General features: G+C 69.8%; 24 protein-coding genes. 17 read left to right on the top strand and 7 right to left on the bottom strand.

All coding sequences use genetic code 11. The annotated features are described in order from the left end of the window. Window positions 1-37: 37 nt before the first annotated feature. The 11 genes from ACIRA5_RS11410 to pstB all read left to right on the top strand — a co-directional run bounded on the left by ACIRA5_RS11410 (window position 38) and on the right by pstB (window position 11,773). The gene (locus ACIRA5_RS11410; protein WP_403689768.1) at window positions 38-424 is read left to right on the top strand and encodes a GntR family transcriptional regulator; all 387 of its coding nucleotides are present in this window, start codon (window positions 38-40) and stop codon (window positions 422-424) included. Next, window positions 421-1,326 (top strand): ABC transporter ATP-binding protein, encoded by a 906-nt coding sequence (locus tag ACIRA5_RS11415; RefSeq protein WP_403689667.1) that lies wholly within the window; start codon window positions 421-423, stop codon window positions 1,324-1,326. Before ACIRA5_RS11410 ends, ACIRA5_RS11415 begins: the two co-directional genes overlap by 4 nt. Further along, window positions 1,323-2,354, top strand: a complete 1,032-nt coding sequence (locus ACIRA5_RS11420; protein ID WP_403689668.1) for an ABC transporter permease — start codon at window positions 1,323-1,325, stop codon at window positions 2,352-2,354. The genes ACIRA5_RS11415 and ACIRA5_RS11420 overlap by 4 nt, the downstream gene beginning before the upstream one ends. Further along, complete coding sequence (locus tag ACIRA5_RS11425; RefSeq protein ID WP_403689670.1) at window positions 2,351-3,295, top strand: hypothetical protein; 945 nt, start codon at window positions 2,351-2,353, stop codon at window positions 3,293-3,295. Before ACIRA5_RS11420 ends, ACIRA5_RS11425 begins: the two co-directional genes overlap by 4 nt. Before the next feature lie 318 nt (window positions 3,296-3,613). Then, a complete protein-coding gene (locus ACIRA5_RS11430; RefSeq protein WP_382016640.1) occupies window positions 3,614-5,845 on the top strand; it encodes an RNA degradosome polyphosphate kinase in 2,232 nt (743 codons plus the stop codon). Further along, window positions 5,826-6,929 carry a CHAD domain-containing protein gene (locus tag ACIRA5_RS11435; RefSeq protein WP_403689672.1) on the top strand — a complete coding sequence of 368 codons (1,104 nt, stop codon included), beginning with the start codon at window positions 5,826-5,828 and terminating at the stop codon, window positions 6,927-6,929. The genes ACIRA5_RS11430 and ACIRA5_RS11435 overlap by 20 nt, the downstream gene beginning before the upstream one ends. Window positions 6,930-6,939: 10 nt before the next feature. Beyond that, complete coding sequence (locus ACIRA5_RS11440) at window positions 6,940-7,362, top strand: NUDIX hydrolase (RefSeq protein ID WP_403689675.1); 423 nt, start codon at window positions 6,940-6,942, stop codon at window positions 7,360-7,362. Between the two features lie 271 nt (window positions 7,363-7,633). After that, window positions 7,634-8,770: a phosphate ABC transporter substrate-binding protein PstS gene (pstS, locus tag ACIRA5_RS11445; protein ID WP_403689677.1), complete on the top strand. Its 1,137-nt coding sequence runs from the start codon at window positions 7,634-7,636 to the stop codon at window positions 8,768-8,770. Between the two features lie 104 nt (window positions 8,771-8,874). Continuing rightward, the gene (pstC, locus tag ACIRA5_RS11450) at window positions 8,875-9,882 is read left to right on the top strand and encodes a phosphate ABC transporter permease subunit PstC (RefSeq protein WP_403689679.1); all 1,008 of its coding nucleotides are present in this window, start codon (window positions 8,875-8,877) and stop codon (window positions 9,880-9,882) included. Beyond that, the gene (gene pstA, locus ACIRA5_RS11455) at window positions 9,879-10,943 is read left to right on the top strand and encodes a phosphate ABC transporter permease PstA (protein ID WP_403689681.1); all 1,065 of its coding nucleotides are present in this window, start codon (window positions 9,879-9,881) and stop codon (window positions 10,941-10,943) included. Before pstC ends, pstA begins: the two co-directional genes overlap by 4 nt. Window positions 10,944-10,996: 53 nt before the next feature. Continuing rightward, entirely contained in the window at window positions 10,997-11,773 is a 777-nt protein-coding gene (gene pstB, locus ACIRA5_RS11460; protein ID WP_101404245.1) for a phosphate ABC transporter ATP-binding protein PstB, read from the top strand. Window positions 11,774-12,147: 374 nt separating this feature from the next. On the opposite strand, the gene ACIRA5_RS11465 is transcribed toward pstB, so the two are convergent. Both ACIRA5_RS11465 and ACIRA5_RS11470 read right to left on the bottom strand, forming a co-directional pair. Then, window positions 12,148-13,146, bottom strand: coding sequence for an inorganic phosphate transporter (locus tag ACIRA5_RS11465; RefSeq protein WP_067371449.1), 999 nt, complete (start codon window positions 13,144-13,146; stop codon window positions 12,148-12,150). Between the two features lie 5 nt (window positions 13,147-13,151). After that, window positions 13,152-13,772, bottom strand: coding sequence for a DUF47 domain-containing protein (locus ACIRA5_RS11470; protein ID WP_054232360.1), 621 nt, complete (start codon window positions 13,770-13,772; stop codon window positions 13,152-13,154). A 209-nt stretch (window positions 13,773-13,981) separates the two neighbouring features. Here ACIRA5_RS11470 and ACIRA5_RS11475 point away from each other — a divergent pair, with 209 nt between their 5' ends. After that, on the top strand, window positions 13,982-14,467 hold the full coding sequence (locus ACIRA5_RS11475) for a metal-sensitive transcriptional regulator (RefSeq protein WP_403689682.1): 486 nt from the start codon (window positions 13,982-13,984) through the stop codon (window positions 14,465-14,467). Window positions 14,468-14,509: 42 nt separating this feature from the next. On the opposite strand, the gene ACIRA5_RS11480 is transcribed toward ACIRA5_RS11475, so the two are convergent. Together ACIRA5_RS11480 and ACIRA5_RS11485 are read right to left on the bottom strand one after the other, a co-directional pair. Continuing rightward, window positions 14,510-14,695, bottom strand: a complete 186-nt coding sequence (locus ACIRA5_RS11480) for a hypothetical protein (protein ID WP_217574644.1) — start codon at window positions 14,693-14,695, stop codon at window positions 14,510-14,512. Between the two features lie 132 nt (window positions 14,696-14,827). Further along, a complete protein-coding gene (locus ACIRA5_RS11485; protein ID WP_403689685.1) occupies window positions 14,828-15,667 on the bottom strand; it encodes a hypothetical protein in 840 nt (279 codons plus the stop codon). 117 nt (window positions 15,668-15,784) lie between these two features. Between ACIRA5_RS11485 and ACIRA5_RS11490 the strand changes: the two genes are divergently transcribed. Continuing rightward, window positions 15,785-15,958: a hypothetical protein gene (locus tag ACIRA5_RS11490; protein WP_403689687.1), complete on the top strand. Its 174-nt coding sequence runs from the start codon at window positions 15,785-15,787 to the stop codon at window positions 15,956-15,958. Between the two features lie 191 nt (window positions 15,959-16,149). Beyond that, window positions 16,150-17,736 (top strand): FAD-dependent oxidoreductase, encoded by a 1,587-nt coding sequence (locus tag ACIRA5_RS11495; RefSeq protein WP_403689688.1) that lies wholly within the window; start codon window positions 16,150-16,152, stop codon window positions 17,734-17,736. 40 nt (window positions 17,737-17,776) lie between these two features. On the opposite strand, the gene ACIRA5_RS11500 is transcribed toward ACIRA5_RS11495, so the two are convergent. The 3 genes from ACIRA5_RS11500 to ACIRA5_RS11510 all read right to left on the bottom strand — a co-directional run bounded on the left by ACIRA5_RS11500 (window position 17,777) and on the right by ACIRA5_RS11510 (window position 20,618). Then, a complete protein-coding gene (locus ACIRA5_RS11500; RefSeq protein WP_403689689.1) occupies window positions 17,777-18,478 on the bottom strand; it encodes a phosphatase PAP2 family protein in 702 nt (233 codons plus the stop codon). A gap of 190 nt (window positions 18,479-18,668) precedes the next feature. Continuing rightward, the gene (locus tag ACIRA5_RS11505) at window positions 18,669-19,670 is read right to left on the bottom strand and encodes an NlpC/P60 family protein (RefSeq protein ID WP_403689692.1); all 1,002 of its coding nucleotides are present in this window, start codon (window positions 19,668-19,670) and stop codon (window positions 18,669-18,671) included. Window positions 19,671-19,859: 189 nt separating this feature from the next. Then, window positions 19,860-20,618: a trypsin-like serine peptidase gene (locus ACIRA5_RS11510; protein WP_403689694.1), complete on the bottom strand. Its 759-nt coding sequence runs from the start codon at window positions 20,616-20,618 to the stop codon at window positions 19,860-19,862. 229 nt (window positions 20,619-20,847) lie between these two features. On the opposite strand from ACIRA5_RS11510, the gene ACIRA5_RS11515 reads away from it, so the two are divergent. The 3 genes from ACIRA5_RS11515 (at window position 20,848) to bla (ending at window position 22,984) form a co-directional block, all read left to right on the top strand. Then, window positions 20,848-21,732, top strand: a complete 885-nt coding sequence (locus tag ACIRA5_RS11515; protein WP_403689696.1) for a helix-turn-helix domain-containing protein — start codon at window positions 20,848-20,850, stop codon at window positions 21,730-21,732. Window positions 21,733-21,851: 119 nt separating this feature from the next. Next, window positions 21,852-22,088, top strand: a complete 237-nt coding sequence (locus ACIRA5_RS11520) for a DUF397 domain-containing protein (protein ID WP_403689698.1) — start codon at window positions 21,852-21,854, stop codon at window positions 22,086-22,088. After that, entirely contained in the window at window positions 22,082-22,984 is a 903-nt protein-coding gene (gene bla / locus ACIRA5_RS11525; RefSeq protein ID WP_403689770.1) for a class A beta-lactamase, read from the top strand. Before ACIRA5_RS11520 ends, bla begins: the two co-directional genes overlap by 7 nt. The last annotated feature ends 284 nt before the right edge of the window (window positions 22,985-23,268 follow it).

The raw sequence follows: 23,268 nt of genomic DNA on the forward strand, positions 1-23,268 counted from the left end.
CTTTCACTACTCAATTAGTGAAAGGGTGGTTGTCCGAGTGGTCGAGTACCGCATCGACCGGCGCAGCGGTGTCGCCACCTACGTCCAGATCGTCCAGCAGACCAAACAGGCCATGCGCCTGAACCTGCTGGAACCGGGCGACAAGCTCCCCACGGCCCGCGAGGTCGTGGAGGCCACGGCGATCAATCCGAACACCGTCCTGAAGGCCTACCGCGAGCTGGAGCGCGAGGGTCTGGTCGAGGCCAGACGCGGCCTCGGCACCTTCGTGAAGCGCTCGCTGGGCGCCGCCCCCGCCGACTCGCCCCTGCGCGCCGAGCTCGACGACTGGGCGGCCAGGGCCCGCGAGGCCGGGCTCGATCACGACGACATGGCGGCGCTCTTCACCGCCGTACTGGAAAAGTTCAGCAAGGGAGACACGGAATGAGCGACACCGCCATGGAGGCGGCCGGCCTCGGCAAGCGGTTCGGGCGGCGCGGGGGCTGGGCACTGCACGAGTGCTCCTTCCGGCTCCCCGCCGGACGCGTCTGCGCCGTCGTCGGACCCAACGGCGCGGGCAAGTCGACCCTGCTGGCCCACGCCGCCGGACTGCTCGCCCCCACCGAGGGCTCCCTGACCGTGCTCGGCAGCCACCCGGCCGCCGCCCGCGAACGCATCGCGTACGTCGCCCAGAACAAGCCGCTGTACGCGCAGCTCACGGTGGCCCAGACGCTGCGCCTGGGCCACGAGCTCAACCCCGACCGCTGGGACACCTCGGTCGCCGAGCGGATCACGTACGAGAGCGGCGGGCTGGACCCGAAGGCCAAGGTCCGTACGCTCTCCGGCGGTCAGCGCACCCGCGTGGCGCTCGCCCTGGCGCTCGGCAAGCGGCCCGAACTCCTGCTCCTGGACGAGCCGATGGCCGACCTCGACCCGCTCGCCCGCCACGAGCTGATGGGCACGCTGATGGCCGAGGCCGCCCAGTACGGCACGACGGTCGTGATGTCCTCGCACGTCGTCGCCGAGCTGGAGGGCTCCTGCGACTACCTGCTGCTGATAGGCGGCGGCCAGGTGCGACTGGCGGGCGACCTGGACGACCTGCTGGCCGCGCACACCCTGACCACCGGGCCGGTCCGTGACCTCGCTCCGCACACCGTGGTCGAATCCCGCACCACGGGGCGCCAGTTGACCGCCCTGATCCGCCCTCAGGGCCCGGTCTCCGGCGGACTCGACGCCCTCGTCACCACGCCTTCCCTGGAGGACCTGGTCCTCGCGCACCTGCGCAACCCCGAGGCTCCCGCGCTGATCCTCGCCTCCGCCCGCACCGCCGCCCAGGAGTCCGCCGCATGACCACGCTGACCGCCTCCGGCAGCACGCCGGCGCCCGCCCGCCGCCCGTCCGCCTCGCGCGGCCTCGTCCGCACGGTGCTGCGACTGCACCGCCCGGCGCTCTACATCTGGGCCGGTCTGTTCGTCGCGCTCGCCGTCCTGTTGCTGTGGCTGTACGGCCCGGGGACGGACGCGGCCGCCGCGGCATGGCGGGCGTACGACCGCTGCACGAAGCCCACCTGCGCCTATGACCAGGACGCGATCCTCAGGTACAAGTCGTACAGCCTGTACGCCTCCCTCGCGCTGACCTTCCTGCCGTTCCTCGTCGCGGCCTGGGCGGGCGCCTCGCTGATCGGCCGCGAGATGGAGTCCGGCACCGCGCAGCTCGCGTGGACCCAGTCGGTCTCCCCGGCCCGCTGGCTGGCGGTGAAACTGGCCGTGCCGGCCGCGTTCGTCACCGTCGGGACCAGCGTGCTGGTGGTGCTGCACCGGCAGATGTGGGCGCGCGGCCAGGGCCGGATCGACACCGCCAAGGACTGGACCGACGCCTTCGTCTTCCACGCCAACGGCCCCACCACCGTCGCCCTCGCCCTGTCCGGCCTGGCCGTCGGCGCGCTCGCCGGCACCAGGCTGCGCGGTTCCCTGAGCGCCCTCGTCGTGTCGGTGGTGTGGACGGTCGGCGTCCGGGCCGCCCTCGGATTCGCCCTGCCGTACCTGTGGCCGACGGTGCGGACGGTCACCAGCCTGACCCAGGACAGCCCCACCAGCCTCGGGATGACCGTCCACGCCGGTCTCCTCACCTCGACCGGGGCCCGGCTGCCCGACCCGCTGTGCGGCAGCAGCCACAGCACGCAGTGCAGCACCCTGTACCACCGGCTCGACGCCGTCAGCTTCTACACCGACTCCCACCCCCAGTCCCACTACTGGCCCCTCCAGCTGATGGCGACCGGCCTGGTGCTCGTCCTCACCGCGCTCGTTCTCCTCGTCGCCTTCCGGCTGCTCAAGCGCGACACCGGCGGCGCCCCGCCCACGAAGGGAGCCGCCCTGTGAGCACCGCGGGTGCCGTCGGCGGCCTGCCGTGGACCGTCGTACGCGTGCACCGCACCGCGCTGATCGTCTGGGGCTCGTTCGTCGCCGCCGTCATCGGATTCCTGACGTGGGCGATGGGGGTCACGGCCGACGCCGCCCGGGCGGAGGCCTTCCGCTGTCTCCGCTCCGACAGCTGCGAGGTCACGGCCACACTCGAGTACAGCGCGATCCTCCGATACACCGCCACCGGTCTGTGCTACTCCTTCTACGCCGTCGCCGCCTGGGCGGGCGCCGCGCTGATCGCCCGTGAACTGGAGTCCGGCACCGCGTGGCTCGCCTGGACCCAGTCGGTGTCCCCCGTACGGTGGCTGACCGCCAAGCTCGCCGTGCCCGCGCTGCTGATCACGCTCAGCGGCACGGTGCTCATGGCGGCGTACCGCTGGAGCTGGTCGAACAGACCGGCCCGCGTCATCGGCGACTGGCCCGCCACCACCGTCTTCGTCGCCCGCGGCCCGGCGATGGTGGCGTACGCCCTGTGCGCCCTGGCCGTGGGCGCAGTCACCGGTCTGGCGCTACGGCGCTCGCTGCCCGCTCTGAGCGTCTCGTTCGCCATGATGCTGCTGCTCAGCCAATGCCTGGACCGGTACCGCGCGGACCTGTGGCCCACGATCACCCGTACCGGCGCCGCGTTCTACAACCAGCCCAGTCCCGTCTGGCAGCTGGAGTCCGGGGTGTTCGTCCACGGGAAACGAGTCCCGGACCCCAGCTACGGGAACTGCGAGGGCACGACCGCGGAAGCCAAGCGGTGCCTGGCCGAGCACGGTGTCACGGGCCGCTATTCCGTCTACCACCCCGCCTCGCACTTCTGGCCCCTCCAGCTGGTGGAAACCGGCATCGTCCTCGCCGTGACCGCCGTGGCCACCGCCGCCGCCTTCCGGCTGCTGCACCGCCGCACCGCCTAACTCCCCCCATGCCAGGGCTGCGTACGCCCCCCACGGGGGGTGCGGCGCACGCCGCTCCCGGGCATGTAGACGTCCCGGAGCCGCTCCCCGATATCCCGCACGTCATGTCGCCGTAACCATCGATTCAGACGGGCTTGCGACGCTCACCCAATGAAACCCGCCGTGCCAGAGCCGTCACCTCCGCCGGAGGGCGAGACCTCTCCGACAACGGGGGGCAGGGCGGTACCGGGGACGCGGAACGGGAACATCCGCCTCACCCCGCTGCCGCTCGCGCTCTCCGACGCGCCGGTCTCGCTCCCGGCGCGGAAGAATGGTTCCATGAACCAGACCAGCGCCCAGGCACCGGTGCAGCACCCGCAGCCCTCCGTCGGCTCCATCGCCGCGCACCGCCCGCACACCGTGGCGGCGAACGTCTCCGACCTCGAGCCCGACATCGACGCCGACCTCGACGCGTACGAGGACGCGGTGCAGGACGGCATCATGTTGCCGCAGGGCCGGTTCCTGGACCGCGAGCGCAGCTGGCTGGCGTTCAACGAGCGGGTGCTGGAGCTCGCCGAGGACCCGAGCACGCCCCTGCTCGAACGGGCGAAGTTCCTGGCGATCTTCGCCAGCAACCTGGACGAGTTCTTCATGGTCCGGGTGGCCGGACTGAAGCGCCGCATCGCGACCGGCGTGGCCACCAAGTCCGCCTCCGGCCTGCAGCCCCGCGAGGTCCTGGAGATGATCTGGGCCCGCTCGCGCGAGCTCATGGCCCGGCACGCGGCCTGCTACCAGGAGGACGTCGCCCCCGCACTCGCGGAGGAGGGCATCCATCTGGTCCGCTGGAGCGAACTGACGGAGAAGGAGCAGGCCCGCCTCTTCACCCTCTTCCGGCACCAGATCTTCCCGGTCCTGACCCCGCTGGCGGTCGACCCCGCGCACCCCTTCCCGTACATCTCGGGTCTGTCCCTGAACCTCGCGGTCGTCGTACGGAACCCGGTCAGCGGCCACCGGCACTTCGCGCGCGTCAAGGTCCCGCCGCTGCTCTCCCGCTTCCTGGAGGCCTCCCCCAACCGCTACGTCCCCATCGAGGACGTGATCGCGGCACACCTGGAGGAGCTCTTCCCGGGCATGGAGGTCCTGGAGCACCACACCTTCCGGCTGACCAGGAACGAGGACCTGGAGGTCGAGGAGGACGACACCGAGAACCTGCTCCAGGCGCTGGAGAAGGAACTCATGCGGCGCCGCTTCGGGCCGCCGGTGCGCCTGGAGGTCGAGGAGTCCATCGACCGGTACGTCCTCGATCTCCTCGTACGGGAACTGAAGATCTCCGAGGCGGAGGTGTACCCGCTGCCGGGTCCCCTGGACCTCACCGGCCTCTTCGGCATCGGCGCCCTCGACCGGCCCGAGCTGAAGTACCCGAAGTTCATCGCGGGAACGCACCGCGACCTGGCCGAGGTCGAGTCGGCGTCCGCGCCCGACATCTTCGCCGCCCTGCGCGAGCGCGACGTCCTGCTGCACCACCCGTACGACTCCTTCTCCACCTCCGTGCAGGCCTTCCTGGAGCAGGCGGCGGCGGACCCGGACGTGCTGGCCATCAAGCAGACGCTGTACCGGACCTCGGGCGACTCGCCGATCGTCGACGCGCTGATAGACGCCGCCGAGTCCGGCAAGCAGGTCCTCGTCCTCGTCGAGATCAAGGCGCGCTTCGACGAACAGGCCAACATCAAGTGGGCCCGCAAGCTCGAGGAGTCCGGCTGCCATGTCGTGTACGGACTCGTCGGGCTGAAGACCCACTGCAAGCTGTCGCTGGTCGTCCGGCAGGAGGGGGAGACGCTCCGGCGCTACTCCCACGTCGGCACCGGCAACTACCACCCGAAGACCGCCCGGCTGTACGAGGACCTCGGCCTGCTCACCGCCGACCCGCAGGTCGGCGCGGACCTGTCCGACCTCTTCAACCGGCTCTCCGGCTACTCGCGCCGCGAGACCTACCGCCGTCTGCTCGTCGCCCCCAAGTCCCTGCGTGACGGGCTGATCGCGCGGATCAACAAGGAAGTCCAGCACCACGTCGCCGGACGCCCCGCCTACGTCCGCATCAAGTGCAACTCGATGGTGGACGAGGCGATCATCGACGCGCTGTACCGCGCGTCCCAGGCCGGAGTGCCCGTCGACGTGTGGGTGCGTGGCATCTGCGCGGTCCGGCCGGGCGTCACCGGCCTGTCCGAAAACATACGCGTACGGTCCGTGCTCGGCCGGTTCCTCGAACACTCCCGTGTCTTCGCCTTCGGCAACGGCGGCGAGCCCGAGGTCTGGATCGGCAGCGCGGACATGATGCACCGCAACCTGGACCGGCGGATCGAGGCGCTGGTCAGGATCACCGACCCGGCACACCGCGCGGCCCTCAACCGGCTGTTCGAGACCGGGATGTCCGACACCACCGCCTCCTGGCACCTGGGCCCGGACGGCGAGTGGACCCGGCACTCGACCGACGCGGACGGCCAGCCCCTGCGGAACGTCCAGGAGATGCTCATAGACGCCCGGAGGCGCCGGCGTGGCACAGCAACACCTTGAACCCCCCACCGACTCCCCGGCCGGGCCCATGTCAGGAGACGCCCTCGCGGGCTACCTGAGGGCCCAGGCCACGGAGTTCCTCCGCTCCCTGCGACAGCACCGGGAGAACGGCACCGACGCGGGTACCACCGCCCGGGCGAAGCCGAGAACGGAGTCGCGCGCCGAGATGCGGGACGTGTCACGAGCGGGGGACAACGGCTCCGGCGAATCGGTCGACGCGGCACGCGCCCTGCGCCGCTCGGCCCGCCGCATCAGCGGCACCCTGCACACCTTCCGACCGCTGCTCGACGCGGAGTGGTCGGAGGGCATGCGGCCCGAACTGGCGTGGCTCTCGGGCACCCTGGCCCGTGAACACGCCTACGCGGCCCGCCTGGAGCGACTGATCGGCGCGCTGAACCGGCTCTCCGGCGCGGCCGGCTTCCCGGCACAGGCCGCACAGGATACCGGGGCGCCGGCCAAAGGCAGTCTGACCGTCGGTGCCGCGAAGGCGGGCGCGCTGCTCGACCGCCAGCTGACGCTGGCCCGCACCCGGGCCCACTCGGCCGCGCTGCAGGCGCTCGGCTCCTCCCGCTTCCACGCCGTCGCGGACAGCGTCGCCGTGCTCGCCAGCGAGGTGCCGCTCACCCCGGCGGCCACCACGGCCGATCTGCGCCCACTCGCCGCCGCCGCGACGGACCGGCTGACCGACGCGGTCGCCGCGCTGCCGCTGGTCACCGCGGGCCACCCGTACAACGCCGAGGCCCTCGTGCACGGCCTCTCCGCGGACACCGCGCCCCATCCCCAGGACGCGCCCTGGCACCAGGTCCGGCTGCTGCTGCGCCTGCACCGCTACGCGTGCGAGGTCCTCCACGGAGAGGACGCCCCCATCGACGTACGACTGCTCCGCGCGGGTCAGGCCCTCAACCGGCACCGGGACGCGGCGGAGGCGGCCGCGGCCGCCGCGTCGGCGGCCCGCACCCCGCGCATCGCCCCGGCCACCGCGTACGCGCTCGGCGTGCTCCACGCCGACCAGCGGCACGAGGTGGAGGCGGCACGGTTCGCGTTCCAGCAGAACTGGCAGAAGGAAACCGTGCGCACCCCGTGAGGGAGGCCTGATGACCGAGGACACCTTCAAGGCCGTACGGGCGGCGGGCTGCGTCCTGTGGCGCCGCTCGCCACTCGGCGGTGAGCTGGAGATATGTCTCGTCCACCGGCCGAAGTACGACGACTGGTCGCATCCGAAGGGCAAGCTCAAGCGCGGCGAGGAACCGCTCGCGGGGGCACTGCGGGAGGTCCAGGAGGAAACGGGGTACTCCGCCGTGCCCGGCACGGCCCTGCCCACCCTCCGTTATCCCGTCGCCGGCCGCCCCAAAGAGGTCCGCTACTGGGCTGCCGAGGCGACGGACGGCCACTTCACCCCGAACGACGAGGTCGACCGCGTCCTGTGGCTCTCCCCCGCCGCGGCCCGCGACCGTCTGACCCAGCCCAGGGACGCCGATCTGGTGGACGCCCTGCTGAGCGTGCTGCACCTCACTTAGCCGGACCTCCCAGCCATATACGTACACATCTGGTCGCATGCAGTGACAACGATCGGGATCCCACCGTGTCCTCGACGTAAGCGTTCCGTGACCTCACCGCACCGCCCACAGGGGTTCACCCTCCGTTCACTTACGGCCATCGACGCCTTCACCTGATCTGCCTAATTTCGGCCTTACCCGGTGCGGAACGCCTCCTGCGTGTGGCCTCCGCATCACACAGACCTCGCACGCCGCCAACCAGACGGCGGCTCCTGGAAGGAACACCCCAACAGTGAAGCTTCAGCGCAAGAACCGGCTTCGCGCCCTTTCGCTCGGTGCTGTCGCCGTCTCCGGCGCCCTGGCCCTCACGGCGTGCGGCTCCGACGACACCGGCACCAAGAGCAACGCCACGGGCGGCGCGACGACGGGCTCCGCCAGCTCGATCAAGTGTGACGACGCCAAGGGCCAGCTGCTCGCCGACGGCTCGTCCGCGCAGAAGAACGCGATCGACGCCTGGGTCAAGGAGTTCAGCGCCGCCTGCTCCGGCGTGCAGATCAACTACAAGGGCGGCGGCTCCGGCGCCGGCGTCACCGCGTTCACCCAGGGCCAGGTCGCCTTCGCCGGCTCTGACTCCGCGCTGAAGCCCGAAGAGGTCACCGCCTCCAAGAAGATGTGCACCGGCGGCGGCCAGGGCATCGACCTTCCGATGGTCGGCGGCCCGATCGCGGTCGGCTACAACGTCCCGGGCGTCGACAAGCTGGTCCTGAACGCCTCCGTGACCGCCAAGATCTTCAACGACCAGATCAAGAACTGGAACGACGCGGCGATCGCGAAGCTGAACCCGGGCGTCAAGCTGCCCGACCTCAAGATCCAGGCGTTCCACCGCTCGGACGAGTCCGGCACCACGGACAACTTCACCAAGTACCTGATCGCCGCGGCCCCCTCCGACTGGAAGTACTCCGGCGGCAAGGCCTGGCAGGCCAAGGGCGGCCAGTCCGCTCCGCAGTCCTCCGGTGTCGCCCAGCAGGTCAAGCAGACCTCCGGCGCCATCGGTTACATGGAGCTGTCGTTCGCCAAGGACGGCATCAAGGCGGCCAGCATCGACACGGGCGCCAGCGCCCCGGTCGAGGCCACCGTCGAGAACGCCACCAAGGCCATCGCGGACGCCAAGGTCGTCGGCACGGGCAAGGACCTCTCGCTCTCGCTGAACCGCGCCACCAAGGCCGAGGGCGCCTACCCGATCACCCTGGTCACGTACGAGATCGTCTGCGACAAGGGCAACAAGTCGGACACGCTGGCCGCCACGAAGGCGTTCCTGACCTACATTGCGAGCGAGGACGGCCAGAAGGTCCTCTCCTCCATCGACTACGCGCCGATCCCGGCCGACATCATCGCCAAGGTCCGCACCACCATCGCGGGCCTCAGCTGACCTAAGCGTGCGGCCCGGCCCCGGTTCGGGGCCGGGCCGCACCGTCCGGTGCACCGCCGCCAGGAGCCGCACACCAAGTACGGCTCTGCAGACCGGAGATCCCGATGGACATATCTACACAGAACACAGACGCACCTCCCCCCACCTCCCAGCCTTCCGCGGCCGTGCAGAAGCGCGCGGGCCGCGGCGCCACCCGACCCGGTGACCGGATCTTCCTCGGTCTCTCCCGCGGCTCGGGCATCTTCCTGCTGGTGATCATGGCCGCCATCGCGGTCTTCCTCACCTACCGCGCCTCGCTCGCGATCAGCAGGGACCACGGCAACTTCCTCACCACCTTCGAGTGGAACACCAACACCCTCCCGCCGGTCTTCGGCATCGCCGTCCTGGCCTTCGGCACGGTGGTCTCCTCGATCATCGCCATGGCCCTGGCGGTCCCCGTCGCGGTCGCCATCGCGCTGTTCATCACGCACTACGCACCGCGCAGGATGAGCGGCCCGGTCGCCTACGTGATCGACCTGCTCGCCGCCGTGCCGTCCATCGTCTACGGCCTGTGGGGCGCCCTCGTCCTGGTGCCGCACATGAACGGCCTCTTCGGCTGGCTGGACAAGTACCTCGGCTGGACCGGCATCTTCAGCTGGCAGGGCGGCGCGCCCCGCTCGATGCTCACCGTCAGCATCCTGCTCGCGATCATGATCCTGCCGATCATCACCAACGTGAGCCGCGAGGTCTTCCGCCAGGTTCCGCAGATGCACGAGGAGGCCGCGCTGGCCCTCGGCGCCACGCGCTGGGAGGTCATCCGCATGTCGGTGCTGCCCTTCGGCCGCTCCGGCGTCATCTCCGCGTCGATGCTGGGTCTCGGCCGCGCGCTCGGTGAGACGATGGCCGTCGCCACGGTCCTCTCGCCGACCTTCGACATCAACGCCAGCCTGCTCGACCCGGGCGGCGGCACCTTCGCACAGAACATCGCCAGCAAGTTCGGCGAGGCGACCGCGGACGGCCGTGACGCGCTGATCGCGTCCGGTCTGGTCCTCTTCGTCATCACCCTGCTGGTCAACGGCGCGGCCCGGGTCATCATCGCCCGTCGCGCGGAGTACTCGGGGGCCAACGCATGAGCCACTCAGCACCCGCCATGGACAAGCGCGCCAGCACCCTGCGCGGCGCGACCCTGCCGAAGTGGTCCCCGTGGGCGATCGCCGCCGGAGCCGTCGTGCTCGCCGTGGTCGTCGGCCTGGTCGGCGGTCTCGACAGCAAGGTCCAGTGGGGCCTGATCGCCGGCATCCTCTTCGTCCTCGGTACGTACGGCATCGCCGCGCGCGTCGAGGGCCGCCGGCAGGCCAAGGACCGCGTCGCGACCAGCCTCGTCTGGGTCTGCTTCCTCATCGCGGTCGTCCCGCTGGCCTCCCTGATCTGGACCACCGTCAAGCGCGGTGTGAAGGTCTTCGACATCTACTTCCTGACCCACTCGATGGGCGTGGTCGCGGACTCCGAGCCCGGCGGTGGCATCTACCACGCCATCATCGGCACGCTGGAGCAGGTCGGTCTCGCCACCCTGATCGCGGCGCCGATCGGTGTACTCACCGCGGTCTACCTGGTGGAGTACGGGCGCGGCAGGCTCTCCACGGCCATCACCTTCTTCGTCGACGTGATGACGGGCATCCCCTCGATCGTCGCCGGTCTGTTCATCCTGAGCCTGATGCTCATCATGGACCTGCAGCCCTTCGGCTTCGCCGGTTCGCTGGCCCTGGCCATCCTGATGATGCCCGTCGTGGTCCGCTCCACCGAGGAAATGCTCAAGCTCGTACCGAACGAGCTGCGCGAAGCCTCCCTGGCGCTCGGCGTGCCCAAGTGGCGCACGATCCTCAAGGTGGTCCTGCCGACCTCGATCGGTGGCATCACGACCGGTGTCATGCTCGCCGTCGCACGCATCACGGGCGAGACCGCCCCGGTGCTGCTGCTGGTGTGGGGCACGAACTTCATCAACACCAACCCGTTCTCCGGAGCGCAGGCCTCGCTGCCGCTGTACATCTACCAGCAGTACGCGAACAGCGCCGGCTCGAACGCGGCGTACGACCGTGCCTGGGCGGCTGCGCTCGCCCTGATCGCCTTCGTGATGATTCTCAACATGGTGGCCCGCGGCATCGCCCGCTGGAAGGCACCGAAGACAGGTCGCTGACGCGGCCATATCAGCGACCAGCAGCATCCCCCTCGAAAGAAGCAGTGATTGACATGGCCAAGCGAATCGACGTAAGCGGTCTCACCGCCTACTACGGCTCCCACAAGGCGATCGAAGACATCTCGATGACGGTCGAGCCGCGCTCGGTGACGGCGTTCATCGGCCCCTCCGGCTGCGGCAAGTCGACGTTCCTGCGCACGCTCAACCGTATGCACGAGGTCACCCCCGGCGGCCGGGTCGAGGGCAAGGTCCTCCTCGACGACGAGGACCTGTACGGCCAGGGCATCGACCCCGTCGCCGTGCGCCGCACGATCGGCATGGTCTTCCAGCGCCCCAACCCCTTCCCCACCATGTCGATCTTCGACAACGTGGCGGCGGGTCTGCGTCTGAACGGCTCGTACAAGAAGTCCGAGCTGAACGACGTCGTCGAGAAGTCCCTCAAGGGCGCGAACCTCTGGAACGAGGTCAAGGACCGCCTCAACAAGCCCGGTTCGGGTCTGTCCGGTGGTCAGCAGCAGCGTCTGTGCATCGCGCGGGCGATCGCGGTGGAGCCGCAGGTCCTCCTCATGGACGAGCCCTGCTCGGCCCTCGACCCGATCTCGACCCTCGCCATCGAGGACCTGATCGGCGAGCTGAAGGAGCGCTTCACGATCGTCATCGTGACGCACAACATGCAGCAGGCCGCGCGCGTCTCCGACCGCACCGCGTTCTTCAACCTGGCCGCGGTGGGCCAGCCGGGACGGCTCATCGAGATCGACGACACGGAGCGCATCTTCTCCAACCCGTCGGTGCAGGCCACGGAGGACTACATCTCCGGCCGCTTCGGCTGAGCCGTTTCCCCCCATACCCCTCGCGGTGCTGCATGGCGGTGCCACCGCGAGGACGAGAAGGGCCCGCCCCTGGCTCCCGGGGGCGGGCCCGCTCGTCTTTGACGAGGACCAAAGGTGAGGTTGGGCCGAGGAATCCTCCGGCTGCGGTCCGGCGGGGGTTGCTCGCGCGGTTCCCCGCGCCCCTGAAGCCTCACCCCGGCCCATATCACTCAGCCCGTCCGGCGTTTGAGGACGAGCCCTTCGGAGGACGAGCCCTTCGGGTGATGCGGGGGTCCAGGGGGCGCAGCGCCCCTGGCGGGGTTGAAGGGGCGGAGCCCCTGGGGATGGGTCGGGTAGGGGCGGCGGGGGCGAGAAACGTTGGGGCGGCCGGCGTCCTACAGGAACGCCAGGTCGACAACCCAGAAGCTGGCGGCAGCCACCAGCGCTGCCGCCGGCATCGTGATGAACCACCCCAGGACGATGTTCTTGGCGACACCCCAGCGCACCGCGTTCACCCGCTTCGTCGCCCCGACACCCATGATCGCCGAAGTGATGACATGCGTGGTCGAGATGGGCGCCTTGAAGAGGAACGCCGTGGCGAACATGATCGACGCCCCCGTCGTCTCCGCGGCGAACCCCTGCGGCGGATCCAGCTCAATGATCTTGCGTCCGAGCGTCCGCATGATGCGCCACCCACCGGCGTACGTCCCCAGCGACAGCATCACCGCACAGACGATCTTCACCCACACCGGAATCGGATCGTCCGACTTCTGGACGTCGCCGATGACGAGCGCCATCACGACGACACCCATCGTCTTCTGGGCGTCCTGAAGACCGTGCCCGAGCGCCATCCCCGCCGCGGACACCGTCTGCGCGATACGGAACCCCCGCTTGGCCTTGTGCGGATTGGCCCGCCGGAACAGCCACATGATCGCGCACATGACCAGATACCCGACGATCAGACCGACGACCGGCGACAGGAACATCGGGATGATGACCTTGTCCACGACCCCGGACCACAACACCTTCGTACCGCCCGCGAGCGCGGCCCCCACCAGTCCCCCGAACAACGCGTGCGAGGAGGACGACGGAAGCCCGAAGTACCAGGTGACCAGGTTCCAGACGATCGCCCCGACGAGCGCGGCGAAGAGGATCCCCATCCCCTTCGACCCCTCGGGCGTCGCGATCAGCCCCTTGCTGACGGTGTTCGCCACCCCGCTCCCGAGGAACGCACCGGCGAGGTTCATCACCGCGGCCATGGCGAGCGCGGCCCGCGGGGTCAGCGCCCGCGTGGACACCGACGTGGCGATGGCGTTCGCCGAGTCATGGAAGCCGTTCGTGTACGTGAATCCGAGCGCGACCAGAATGGTCACGACCAGTGCAAAGGTGTCCACGAAGTTCAGGACTCCTTGACGGCGATGGTCTCCACCGTGTTCGCCACATGTTCGAACGCGTCGGCCGCTTCCTCCAGCACATCCACGATCTGCTTGAGCTTCAGGACCTCGATGGCGTCGTACTTGCCGTTGAAGAGATGGGCGAGCAGCTTGCGGTGGATCTGGTCGGCCTGGTTCTCCAGCCGGTTGACCTCGATCCAGTACTCGGTGAGGTTGTCCATCGTCCGCAGGTTCGGCATGGCCTCGGCCGTCAGCTCGGCGGCCCGGGCCAGTACCTCGATCTGCTGTTCCACGCCCTTGGGGAGCTCCTCGACCTGATACAGCACGACCAGGTCGACGGCCTCCTCCATGAAGTCCATGATGTCGTCGAGGGACGAGGCCAGGTTGTAGATGTCCTCGCGGTCGAACGGCGTGATGAAGGAGGAGTTCAGCTGGTGGAAGATCGCGTGAGTGGCGTCGTCACCGGCGTGTTCGGCGGCCCGCATGCGCTCTGCGATCTCGGCCCGGGCGGAGGCGTCCGCCCCGAGCAGTTCCATCAGGAGTTTCGAGCCCGTGACGATGTTGTCCGCGGAGGCGGAGAACATGTCGTAGAAGCTCGTCTCCCTGGGGGTCAGACGAAAGCGCACTTGGGGTCCTCGGGGTCCTTTTGTTCGGTCAGGCTGATGCTAGGCGCATCATCCGGCCACGGCTAACCGGCCGTCCCCCAGTGTCGCCCATCAGACACAGTGATCAGCACAGGGTCCGGTCCCCGCATCCGGCAAGGGCCCTATACCCAGCAAAGTTCGTTACCATATACCCACCAGGGGTATATATACCGGACCATCAGGAGGACGCGATGACGACCACCGAGGCCGGCGCGACGGCGCCCTCCGGCAAGGCCAAAACGGTTCAGGAGGTCCCGGACATTTCGAACATCGAGGCCCCCATCGACACCGCGGAAGTCGGGAGCGACGGCGCCGGGAGCGAGGACCTCGTGAGCGGGGGAGCCGAGACCGGAGGCGTCCAGGCCGGAGGCGTCGTGACCGACCACGACCGCGGCATCCACGGCTACCACAAGCAGAAGGCCGAACACCTCAAGCGCCTGCGCCGCATCGAGGGCCAGATCCGCGGTCTGCAGCGGATGGTCGACGAGGACGTCTACTGCATCGACATACTCACCCAGGTCTCCGCCTCCACGAAGGCCCTCCAGTCCTTCGCGCTCCAGCTCCTCGAGGAACACCTGCGCCACTGCGTCGCGGACGCGGCCCTCAAGGGCGGCGAGGAGGTCGACGCGAAGGTCGAGGAGGCCACGAAGGCGATCGGCCGCCTGCTGCGCACATGACACAAACGCACGGAGACACCGAAGCGCGCACGTGAAGCGGGCCTACTCCCCCGCGCCGCTCCCCCGGATGCGCTCTTCGGCCACCTTCAGTACCTCGTCGATGCTCTCCAGGCTGAGCCGCTCCTCGTGGGCGGCCGAGGCCGCGATGATCAGGTCGCCGCACAGCTCGATCTCGGCGAGGGCCACGTGGTCCTGAACTGCCGTACCGCCGACCGGAGCCACGTGCATCACCTCTTCCTGCCGTCACCGACTTCCTAGAGTAGGGAGCGGCCTACACACCGCGCATGGCACGGAAGGGCCATTTCCAGCCCTCAACTCCACCTCGTCCACGCACCGGCAGCCACGCCGGCGGACGGGCGTCTACGGCTCCGCGATCTTCCCCGCGAAGATGTCCTCGGGTTCCGGAAGCCGTACGTGGGCGGGGACCCCGAAGTCGTACAGCAAGGTCGTCGAGGCGACCGCGACGGTGCCCTTCTGCCGCCCGTTGATGAAGCTGAACCGGTTCCGGAGCTTGCGGACGCGCCCCTGGTCGTCGAGGTAGGCGTCGAACGGGACTTCGGCGGTGGCGAACCCTTTCGCCGCCGCCGCGAGTGCCTTCCGGTTCCCCCGCGAGGCGCCGCGCGCGGCGATGTCCAGGTCGGCGGTCCCGCGATAGTGCCGCACCGGCGTCCCGGCCACCTCCGTCCTCCCCATGTACGTCGCCGTCCGCGCCCCCCGCAGCAACTCCGCCGCGGCGAACGGGTCGGTGGCGCCGCCGGTCACGAGGTTCCCGTCGGAGAGGGTGGCCGTGTCGACGCGCACCCATTTGTCGGCGGGGACACCGGCGCCGCGGTTCTTCATGAACAGAGCGCCCGGGGCGAGGAGTTCGGTGATCGGCCGGTGCTCGACGGCGCCCGCAGGATCCTGCGGCAGCAGCACCTTCAACTGCCCCAGCTGCTTCTTGAAGTCGTAGACACCCTGGCCGCGGATGGTGACCCGGGTCCCGCCGGTGGCCATCTCCATCGACGTACGGGTCTTGGCGCTGCCCGCGCGCTCCAGTGTGGCGGCGGCCCGGTGCAGTACCTCGACGGAGGTGATGCCCTCGCGCGCGTCCTCGGCACCGGCCCGGCCGACGGAACATCCGCCGACGCAGACCATGAGCCCCGCCATCGCGACCGCGACGACGCCCGTGCCCGTCCGACTCTGCTGCTGCGCCACCATCGTCCGCCGACCCCCAGCCGGTCCGTCCCGGGCCTCCTGTCGTTCCGGTTAACGACGGGTAGGGACGGCCGTCACGCGGCGGCGATTCATTTGCTTGCCTTGGGTAACGTTGTCACTGTGGCGCAACCGGAGGAGACCCATCCCGTCCAGGAACACCGAACGACGACGATCGAGCAGGGTCGCTTCTGTCTGGCGCGCTGCACCTGCGGCTGGCGAGGCCCGGCCCGCCGCGCCCGCAGCCTGGCCCGCACCGACGCCGAGGGCCACGTGCAGAACACACCGCTCGCGTAGCGCCCCGTAAGCGGCGTGACCAACCTCTCGCCCACCCTCAGCCGAAAAGGCCCAGGCCAGGTCCAAGATGGGGACGAGATCCGCGCGGGATCACGGGCATGTCCCGGTTCCGTCCCGCGCCCGCCCGCCGCGGAACCCCCAGGACCCGGCACACGTCTCGTCCCACGCACGGGAAGCAATGGGAGGCGCACATGCAACGGCGTACGTTCATCGGTGGCGGCGCGGCCGCACTCGCGGCGGCGGCCACGGCCGCGTGCAACGGCAAGGGCAGCGGGGGCAAGGCGGCGGCCACGGACACGGCCGGCACCTCGATACGCACGGCCACCACCGGCACGGGCACGAGCAGCACGGGCAGCGGCGTAGCCGCCCACGCCGCCGCCAACTGGACGGCTCTCGCCAAGGACCTCGACGGCCCGCTGGTCCGCCCCGGCGACCGCAGCTGGTCGACGGCCCACCTGCTGTACAACACCCGCTTCGACTCCCTGAAGCCCACCGCCGTTGCGTATGTCGCCCACGCGGACGACATCCGTACGACCATGGCCTACGCCCGCGCCCACAACATCCCGCTGTCGATCCGCAACGGCGGCCACTCCTACGCGGGCTGGTCCTCCGGAAACGGCCACCTGATCCTCGACGTGTCCAAGCTCAACACCATCCGGGCGTCCGCGAACGAGGCGGTGGTCGGCGCCGGATCCAAGCTGATCGACGTCTACCGGGCGCTCGCCGCGAAGGGCGTCACGATCCCGGCCGGTTCCTGCCCGACCGTCGGCGTCTCCGGTCTGACCCTCGGCGGCGGCCACGGCGTGGTGTCACGGGCGTACGGCCTGACCTGCGACAGCCTCACCCAGGCGACGCTGATCACCGCGGACGGCAAGCAGCTCGTGGCGAACGCGAGCGAGAACAAGGACCTCTTCTGGGCCCTGCGCGGCGCCGGCAACGGCAACTTCGGTGTCGTCACCGAGCTGCGCTTCAAGACCCACGCCGCCCCGCAGGCCGTGTCGGCGTATATGACGTGGCCCTGGGCGAAGGCCGCCGCCGTGGTGAAGGCCTGGCAGGAGTGGGGTCCCAGCCAGCCTGACGAGATCTGGTCCTCGCTCCACCTGGAGAACGGCGGCGGCACGCCCACCGTCGCCGTCGCCGCCTTCTCCCTGGGCACCTACGGCGAACTCCAGAACGCCGTGGACCGCCTGGCCACCAAGATCGGCGGCCCCGCGCGCAGCGTCTCGCTCAAGAAGCACTCCTACAAGGAGTCGATGGAGGCGTACGCGGGCTGCTCTTCATTCCCCACCGAGGCTCAGTGCCATCTGCCGGGCTCGACGCCGGGCCGCTCCCCGCAGGGCTCCCTCAGCCGCGATACGTTCGCGGCCCGCTCGGACTTCTTCGACCGGTCCATCTCCGCGGCCGGCATCCAGACGCTGCTGCACCAGATCTCCTCGGTCCGCGGCGGCGCGGGCAGCATCGCGCTCACCGCGCTGGGCGGCGCGGTCAACCGGGTCTCGCCGACCGCGACGGCCTTCGTGCACCGGCGTTCCCGGATGCTCGCCCAGTACTTCGCCTCCTGGGGTGCCGGCGCCTCCGGCACCACGGTCCAGTCCTGGCTGGTCTCCGCCCACTCGGCGATGGCCGCCCACGCCTCCGGTGCCGCCTACCAGAACTACACGGACGCGACCCTCACCAACTGGCGCAAGGCGTACTACGGCGACGCGGCGACCCGCCTGGCGGCCCTGAAGAAGCAGTACGACCCGAACCGCTTCTTCTCCTTCCCCCAGTCACTCTGACCCGCAGACTCACCACCGCCCCCGCCGCTCAGCGGAGCGCCTAGGCGGCGAGGTCCGGCTCCTCGGGGCGCTCCACCCGCGCCCCGGGAATCAGCGCCTCCTGTCCCGCACGCCCCACGCTCCGCGCCCGGATCAGCCATCCGGCGCGCGGCGAGTGCTCCACGGCCTTCATCACCGGGGTCAGCAGGGCCATGGCGAGCGGGGACAGCAGCAGGGCGACGGCGGTGCCGAGGGCGAAGCCGCCGATGACGTCCGTCGGGTAGTGCACGCCCATGTAGACCCGGCAGAAGCCTTCGAGCAGCGCGATCCCTATCCCGACGAGCCCGAACCTCCGGTTCGCGACGAACAGCCCGACGCCGATCGCCATGGTGAGCGTCGCGTGGTCGCTCACGAAGGAGAAGTCGGTCTTGCCACCGACCAGGACGTCGAGCCCCTGGTGGTCCACGAAGGGGCGGGGCCGCTCCACGAAGCCCCGTATCGGCACGTTCACCAGCACCGCGACGCCGGCCGCGAGGGGCGCCCAGACGAGCGCGGCCACCGACGGGGCGGCGTTCTCGTCGCCGCGCCGCCGCACGGTCCACCAGCACCACAGCACCAGCAGCACCATGGCGAGCAGCAGCCCGTACTCTCCGACGAACTCCATGCCGCGGTCGAACCAGTGCGGCGCGTTCTTGGCGAGGCCGTTGATGTCGTACAGCAGGTCCACGTCGGGGTTCGAACCGGATTCGGCGAGTCCAGCCATGGTGCTGCGGCCCCTTCGTCGTCTTTCCGCGGGCGCAGCCTTTCGTGCGCCGCCCGATCCACCCCCGTGGTCGTAGATCGGCTCTACGTCAACAGGAACGCACATTCCCCTTCAGTACGTTCCACCCTCCACCGAATGATCACGCAGACGTTATCGAAGAGAGATACATCGCCGCAGCTCAGGGGTGGGATCAAACCGTCGTCGGCAACGCTTTCGCGCCATCTTCGGTCACGCGCGTGGCGCCGAAGTAGTCGGGGGTGTCGATGGGGTCGAAGCGGATGACGGCGCCCGTTCGCGGTGCGTCGATCATGTACCCGCCACCCACATAGATACCGACGTGCCGAATGGCCCGCGAGTTGGTGAGGTCGTCGGAGAAGAACACCAGATCGCCCGGGAGCAGTTCCGCGCGCGCGGGGTGCGGTCCGGCGTTGTACTGGTCGTTGGCGACGCGCGGCAGGGTGACTCCGACACTCTCGTACGCCGCCTTGGTCAGACCCGAGCAGTCGAAGCGTCCGCCCTGGTCAGCCGCTCCGTTGCCGCCCCACAGGTAGGGCGTGCCGAGCTTCTTCTGCGCGTAGTAGATCGCCGCGGCGGCCTGCTGCGAGGGATCCACCCGGCTCACCGGCCGCGCGAAGCTCTTCGCCAGAGTCGTGATCGTCTTCACATAATTCTGGGTCTCCTTGTACGGCGGCACTCCTCCGTACTTGATGACCGCGTAGGCCCCCGCGTTGTAAGCGGCGAGCATGTTCTCGGTGATGTTCCCGGGCGCGTCCTTCACATAGGACGCGAGCTTGCAGTCGTAGGAGGCGGCCGACGGAATCGCGTCATTCGGGTCCCATACGTCGCGCTTGCCGTCCCCATTGCCGTCGATTCCGTGCGTGGCCCAGGTGCCGGGGATGAATTGCGCTATGCCCTCGGCCGCCGCCGGACTCTTGGCGTTCGGGTTGAATCCACTCTCCTGATACAGCTGTGCGGCGAGCAGCGCCGGATTGATCGCGCCGCACAGATTGCCCCACTTCTGTACGAGCGTCTGGTACGCGGCCGGCACGGCGCCCTTGGCGAGCCCGACCGATCCGCCGCCGACCCCGTTGGCGAGGTTCCCGGCCACCATGTAGACGCCGACGACCAGCGCCGCCATGAAAGCGAGCCCCACCCCGGCGACGGCGGTCACCACGACCCACGTCTTACGCACCGTCAACCGCCCCTCGCCGCCCGGGAGTCCGCCGGACGTCAGTCTAGAGGCGACCCCTGTGCGAGGAAACGATCACACACGACAAGAAACGGGGGCGCGAAGTGCGCCCCGAATCCCTCCCGTACGCCCCGAACCCGCCCCGTACTCCCCGAATCCGCCCTGCATGCTTCGAACCCGCCCCGCGCGCCTCTAACCCGCCTTGCGCGCCGCCTTGTACAACTTCGCGGCCTCGTTCCCGAGGACGACGCTGAACGAGACGTCGTCGGTGTCCCCGCCCGCCTCGTGGCCGCCGATGACCCCGACGACCGCCCCGTCGCCGTTCACCCAGGGACTGCCGCTGGTGCCGCCGGCGAAGGCGGGGCACTCGATGCGCTGCTGGGTGCGACTGTGGGCGGTCGGTTTGTTCGTACAGATGAGCGGCGCGTCGAGGGTGCTGGGGTAGCCGGTGACCGTGACGGCGGTGGCCCCGGTCTCCCGCCCCGTGGCGAGGGCGTTCCCGCCGACGACGTCCTCGATGCCCTTCGCGCCCCGCTTGGCGACCTCGGCGAAGGCGACGTCACTGTCCTCGTCCTGACCGCCCGTCCAGGCGTCACCGACGAAGGTCTTCTTGACGTCCCAGATCCCGTACGGCGCCTTGCCGTCCCGATAACCCGGGACAAACCGCAACTTTCCGCCCCCGTCAAGACAGTGTGCGGCGGTCACCAGAAGGTCCCGCCCCTCGCTGTGCACGACCGAGGCGGTGCAGAAGTGCCCGCTCAGGCCATCACCCACGCCGAACAAGGCGCCCACGCGGGCGCTCGCCTTGTTCGCGTCGGCCTGCACGGTCACGCCGAACGGCCCGGGGCCGTCATCGGCGGACGCCACGGACGCGGACGTGACGGCGAGCGTCACGACCACGACGAACAAAGCGTTCCGCCGGTTACCAGGGGGACGAGTGGTGCGCTTCATCGGTTCATACTCTGGCCCACGAAATTAAGAAAAATCCTGGAACCACACTGAGAATCTCCTATGAGTCACCGGTGGGAGCCAACGGAGTCACAACGGCAGGTCCACCGTACGGCCCATCCCCGGCCCTCGCACGCACACTCGACACCCCAAACTGTCCACAGCCTGTGGACGAACACGGCGAACGGTAAACACGTTCACCGGCCGGTAGGGATCGGGTTCACTATCATGCGTGCGGACGACCGGCGACAGCCAGGAGACGGAGGAGCCCGTGAGGAGCAACCCGACGGGTCGCCAACTCCGCTTCGGCGCGGAGCTGCGCAAACTCCGGGAGCGCGCGGGCCTGACCGCCACCGGGGCCGGTCAGCTCATGGGCATCAAGCAGACCCAGGTCAGCAACATGGAGGCCGGGCGCGTGGGCGTGAGCGCCGAGCGGGTGCGCGCGCTCGCCGGCCACTACCGCTGCTCGGACAAGGCCCTCGTCGACGCGCTCAGCGCCATGACCACCGAGCGCTCGCGCGGCTGGTGGGAGGAGTACCGCGAGATCCTGCCCGCCGCCCTGCTGGACCTCGCCGAGACGGAGCACCACGCGGAGCGGCTGCGCACCGCGGTCACGATGCACATCCCGGGCCTGTTCCAGACGACCGATCACGCCCGGGAGCTGTTGCGGCACGTCGTGCCCGAGCTCTCGCCACCGGAGATCGAGCACCGGGTGTCGTTCCGCGTCAAGCGCCAGACCGTCCTCTTCGCAGACGCCCCGACCGCCCTGGTGGCGGTCATCCACGAGGCGGCCCTGCGCATGCGGTTCGGCGGTCTCACCGTGGCCACGTCCCAGTTGCGGCACCTGCTGGACATGAGCGAGCGGGACCACATCACCCTCAGGGTGCTCCCGTTCGCCACCGGATCCTTCCCTGGTTCCGGCCAGTCGGTCTTCTACTTCGGCGGACCGGTCCCCCCACTCGACACCGTGTGCCTCGACCAGTCCCACGGCCCGGTGTTCCTCGACGCCGAGGCCCAGTTGCGGAGGTACCGCGCCCTGCTCGACCGGATGGAATCGGTGTCCCTCGCCCCGGAGCACTCGCGAGACTTCCTCCACAAGCTGATCCACGACCTGTGAAAAGGACCGAGACACTCAGGGCCGCCCCGCCTCCTTCCACACCCTCCGCCTCACCCCTCCTCCACCCCTCCGCCTCACCCCTCTTCCACCCCTCCGCCTCACCCCTAAGGAAGCTCCCCGTGGCTGACGTCCCCCCGGACCTCGACTGGGTCCGTGCCGCCCCGGACGACGCGACCGGCCCCGGCCCCTGGATCGAACTCGCCTTCGGCGCCGACGACCTGGTCTACATCCGCGAAACCGGCGACCCCACCAACATCGTCACTACCACTCAGAAGAAGTGGGACGCCTTCGTCCTGGGTGTACGGGCGGGCGAGTTCGACCACTTCGTGGAAGGACTGGAGGACGAGAGATCTTAGGAACCACGACAACACGCCGCACCCTGCTCACCGCGGCCACCACCACCGCCGCCACCCTCGCGCTCGGCGCGGGACCGGCGTACGCGGAGGATCCCCGGCAACGGGACACCCGCGCCAGGCTGCGAGAGCTGGAGGCACAACACGGCGCGAGGATCGGCGCGTTCGCGTACAACCTGAGGACGAAGGCCACCGTGCGTCACCGCGCGGCGGAACGCTTCCCCGGCTGCTCGGTGTTCAAGACGCTCGCGGCGGCGGCCGTGCTGCGGGATCTGGACCGGCACGGGGAGACACTCACCCGGCGCATCCACTACACGGCGGCGGACCTGGCCGGGTACTCACCGAAGACGGGCGAGCCGGAGCACCTGGCGGGCGGCATGACCGTCGGGGAACTGTGCGACGCGGCGATCCGCTACAGCGACAACACGGCGGCCAACCTGCTGCTCCGCGAGCTGGGCGGCCCCACGGCGATCACGCGCTTCTGCCGCTCGCTGGGGGACCCGAAGACCCGCCTGGACCGCTGGGAGCCGGAGCTGAACTCGGCGGAGCCCTGGCGGGTTGAGGACACGACCACCCCGGCTGCCATCGCAGGCACCTACGCCCGGCTCGTCCTCGGCGACGCGCTCCACTACCGCGACCGTGACCGCCTGACGACGTGGCTGCTCGGCAACACCACCAGCGGCGACCGTTTCCGGGCGGGCCTGCCCGAGGACTGGACGATCGCCGACAAGACCGGCACCGGCGACTACGGCACCAGCAACGACGTGGGCATCGCCTGGACCCCGGACGGTGCCCCCGTGGCCCTCGCCGTCCTGAGCACCAAACCCGCGCGGGACGCCGCCGCCGACAGCCCCCTGGTCGCCGCCACGGCCTCGGTCCTGGCCGCGGCCGTGGGCTGACGCGAGCCCCCGAGACAGTCGGCCCCCCGTCGTCACTAGGCGGGCGCCGCCCCCGTGTATGCCGCGCTCGTGCGATCGCGGCCCCACGGGCGGCGGCTTCCGCCGTCACCACCTGTGCCTTGCCCGACGCACAGCCGAGCCGCGAAGCAAGTCAAGCCGACGTCAACTTCCGGCCAACGAGGGGCCATTGAGCGGTCACCCGATCACCCGGGTTCGGTAAGGCGGAAGTCAGAATTCCAGATCCCTCTTGTTTGTCGCGTACTCAACAAGCGAGTGTCTACGCG

Origin of the sequence: Streptomyces sp. NPDC096311, from assembly GCF_044763085.1 — a bacterium.
GTDB lineage: Bacteria > Actinomycetota > Actinomycetes > Streptomycetales > Streptomycetaceae > Streptomyces.